The 3,373-nt window shown below is 59.0% G+C and carries 3 protein-coding genes; all 3 read right to left on the bottom strand.

Annotation, left to right across the window (positions count from 1 at the left end):
- Positions 1-74: 74 nt before the first annotated feature.
- From ABW043_RS16380 to ABW043_RS16370, 3 genes are read right to left on the bottom strand one after another with little or no spacing between them, the layout of a single operon-like run.
- Complete coding sequence (locus tag ABW043_RS16380; RefSeq protein WP_353922265.1) at positions 75-875, bottom strand: amino acid ABC transporter ATP-binding protein; 801 nt, start codon at positions 873-875, stop codon at positions 75-77.
- Positions 876-879: 4 nt separating this feature from the next.
- Entirely contained in the window at positions 880-2,007 is a 1,128-nt protein-coding gene (locus ABW043_RS16375; protein ID WP_353922264.1) for an amino acid ABC transporter permease, read from the bottom strand.
- Positions 2,008-2,016: 9 nt separating this feature from the next.
- Positions 2,017-3,207 carry an amino acid ABC transporter permease gene (locus tag ABW043_RS16370; RefSeq protein ID WP_353922263.1) on the bottom strand — a complete coding sequence of 397 codons (1,191 nt, stop codon included), beginning with the start codon at positions 3,205-3,207 and terminating at the stop codon, positions 2,017-2,019.
- Positions 3,208-3,373: the final 166 nt, after the last annotated feature.

The following is a 3,373-nucleotide window of genomic DNA, read 5'->3' as shown; positions in this document are numbered from 1 at the left end:
CGACCACAGGTCTCATGGCCTTCTCGCCTCAAAGCGCTCCACTGGAGCGCTTTGCCCTTCGGGACGGCTCGAAGTTAATGAAGGATCTGGCTGAGGAACAGCTTGGTACGCTCATGCTGCGGGTTGGAGAAGAACTCTTCGGGTTCGTTTTCCTCGATGATCTGCCCCTGATCCATGAAGATGACGCGATTGGCCACCTGGCGGGCAAAGCCCATTTCGTGGGTCACGCAAATCATGGTCATGCCTTCTTCGGCAAGGCTGATCATCACCTCGAGCACTTCCTTGACCATTTCGGGATCAAGCGCCGACGTCGGTTCGTCGAAAAGCATGATCCGGGGCTGCATGCAGAGCGAACGCGCGATGGCGACGCGCTGCTGCTGGCCGCCCGAGAGCTGACCGGGGAATTTGTTGGCCTGCTCGGGGATTTTCACGCGCTCGAGATAGTGCATGGCGGTCGCCTCGGCCTCGGCCTTGGGAATGCCGCGCACCCAGATCGGAGCGAGCGTCAGGTTCTGCAGAATGGTCAGGTGCGGGAAGAGATTGAAGTGCTGGAACACCATGCCGACTTCGCGGCGCACCTCGTCGATGCGCTTGAGGTCGGCCGTGAGTTCGGTGCCATTGACGATGATCTGGCCTTCCTGGTGCTCTTCCAGGCGATTGATGCAGCGGATGAGCGTCGACTTGCCGGAACCCGAGGGGCCGGCGATGACGATGCGCTCGCCCTTCATCACGCGCAGATTGATATCGCGGAGCACGTGAAAATCGCCATACCACTTGTGCATGTTGACGACGTCGATGGCGACTTCGGTCTTGGAGACCTGCATGTGGCTGGTGTCGATTTCACGTTCGACGGTGGTTTCAGAAACCTGGGACATGGAGCTACCTCTTGTAGCCAGTGTTAAGGCGTCGCTCCATGTACATGGAGTAGCGAGACATGCCGAAGCAGAACACCCAGAAGACCATGGCGGCAAAGATATAGCCGGTGGTCGCGGTGTTTGCGGACTGCCATTCGAGAGCGGTGTCGTTCTTGGTCTTCACCGCTTCGAGCAGATCCTTCATGCCGACAATGTAGACGAGGGACGTATCCTTGAACAACGAGATGAAGTTGTTCACGATGCCCGGGATCACGTGCTTGAGCGCCTGTGGCAGGATGATGAACCACATGCGTTTCCAGTATCCCAGGCCCAGGGCGGACGCCGCTTCGTATTGGCCGCGGGGGATGGCCTGGAGGCCGCCGCGGACAACTTCGGCCATGTAGGCCGAGGTGAAGAGCGTGACGCCCACGATCGCCCGCAGGAACTTATCCACCGTCATGCCCTGCGGCATGAACAGAGGCAGCATGATCGAGGCCATGAATAGAATGGTGATCAGCGGCACGGCGCGAATGAGTTCGATGAAGCCGACGCAGACGGTCTTGATGATGGGCAATTGCGACTGGCGACCGAGTGCCAAAATGACGCCCAATGGGAAGGACAGCGTTATGCCGATCACCGAGATGATCAGGGTAACGAGGAGCCCGCCCCACTTTTCGGTCGGGATGACCTTGAGACCGAAAACGCCGCCTGCCAGCAGGAAGTAGCTGACGATCGGATAGACCACGATGAAGAGGACGGCATTGGTCCGCTTGAAGGGGGCCTTGGGGATCAGCAGCGGCACCAGAAGGATGGCACCCAGCGCGAAGACAATGTTGGGCCGCCATTGCTCGGGGATATCGTAGAAGCCGTAAATGAAGAATTCCATTTCGGCCGCGATGTAAGCCCAGCAAGCGCCGGCATTTTCCATGCGGCACTGTTCGACCGTGCCGTTTGGCCCCACGGCATTGCCGAGGAAGAAGCCGTAAAGCGGCGGAACGATCCAGGCGAGGAAAAGCAGGCCGAGGATGGTCAACACCGTATCGGTCGGTGTTGAGAAGAGGTTCTTCTGAGCCCAGGCGATGGCGCCCGTGGTGCGCACGGGTGCCGGTCGGGCGGTGACAAGTTCAGAGCGGACGAATCCAATATCGGTCATCAGATCCTCCTACCGTTCCACCAGCTTCACGCGGGCATTGTACCAATTCATGATCGCCGAGGTGAGCAGGGAGAAGCACAGATAGACCAGCATGGTGATGGCGATACATTCGATCGCGCGGCCGGTCTGGTTGAGAGCCGTGCCCGCAAAGACGTTCACAAGTTCGGGGTAGCCGATGGCGGCGCCGAGCGAGGAATTCTTCGTCAGGTTGAGGTATTGGCTGGTAAGCGGCGGAATGATGACCCGCATGGCCTGAGGCACGATGACCAAGCGAAGACGGTCACTTTCCTTCAGGCCAAGCGACTGGGCCGCCTCGGTCTGTCCGCGATTGACCGACTGGATGCCGCCACGCACGGTTTCGGCGATGAAGGCGGCCGTATAGATGGTGAGGCCAAAGGCAAGAGCGACAAATTCCGGCGGCAAAGCGAGGCCACCCTTGAAATTGAACCGCTCGAGAACCGGAGGCTCGAAGGTAACGCTTGCGCCGCTGACCACGAAGACAAGCCCGGTGACACCGAACAAAATTGCCAGCGAGGTGAGGAATACCGGGAAACGTTGGCCGGTGGCCTCAAGACGCTTCTTGGCCCAATGCCGGAGTGCGACGACGGCAAGAATGGCCAGCGCCAGACCGATCCACACAAATCCAAACTGTGCGTCGGGTATGGGCTTTGGCACGAAGATGCCGCGCTGGTTGATGAAGGAATCGAGCGGCAAAGCGATCGAGTCCCGCACCGCCGGCATCGCCTTGAGCACGGCGAAGTACCAGAAGAAAAGCTGGAGCAGCAGCGGGATGTTGCGGATGATTTCGACGTAGACAGTCGCAAGCCGCGAAACAATGAAGTTGCTGCTGAGGCGGGCAATGCCGATGGTGAAGCCCAGGATCGTCGCGCAGATGATGCCGATGAAGGCAACCAGCAGAGTGTTGATCAGCCCTACCAGGAACGCTTCCCAATAGTAGGACTCGCGCGACCATGGCAGGAGCGAGAAGCTGATATCGAAGCCGGCCGTCTTCCAGAGAAAATCGAAGCCGGTCGTTTTGTTTTGTGCCGCAAGATTAGCGGCTGTGTTTCCCACGATCCAGAAGATGAAGCCGACAAGAAGGGCGGCAACGACAACCTGGTAGAAGATCCCCCGGATTACCGGATCATTGAAAAAGCTGACGCGGGGGGCAGCGTCGTGCCCCATTTCGCGAGTGGTCATATGATACTGTCCCTTGGCCGCAAATAACCGCTATGCGCCCTTTGGAGGTGGCATAGGTGACAGAACAAAGAGACCGGCGCCCGCTATGGGGCGCCGGAGCAATTCGTTCAGCTTAGCGGATCGGCGGGGCGTACTGGATGCCGCCGTCTTTCCAAAGGGCGTTCAG

The sequence above is a fragment of the Devosia sp. genome (assembly GCF_040509215.1).
In the GTDB taxonomy this organism is placed as follows: domain Bacteria; phylum Pseudomonadota; class Alphaproteobacteria; order Rhizobiales; family Devosiaceae; genus Devosia.
The sequence above is the reverse complement of the archived record's forward strand: the minus strand, read 5'-3'. Positions and strand labels throughout refer to the sequence as shown.

Bases quoted from the DNA above. Each gene is read 5' to 3' on its own strand.
- ABW043_RS16375 (WP_353922264.1), bottom strand. From the start codon at position 2,007: ATGACCGATATTGGATTCGTCCGCTCTGAACTTGTCACCGCCCGACCG.
- ABW043_RS16380 (WP_353922265.1), bottom strand. From the start codon at position 875: ATGTCCCAGGTTTCTGAAACCACCGTCGAACGTGAAATCGACACCAGC.
- ABW043_RS16370 (WP_353922263.1), bottom strand. From the start codon at position 3,207: ATGACCACTCGCGAAATGGGGCACGACGCTGCCCCCCGCGTCAGCTTT.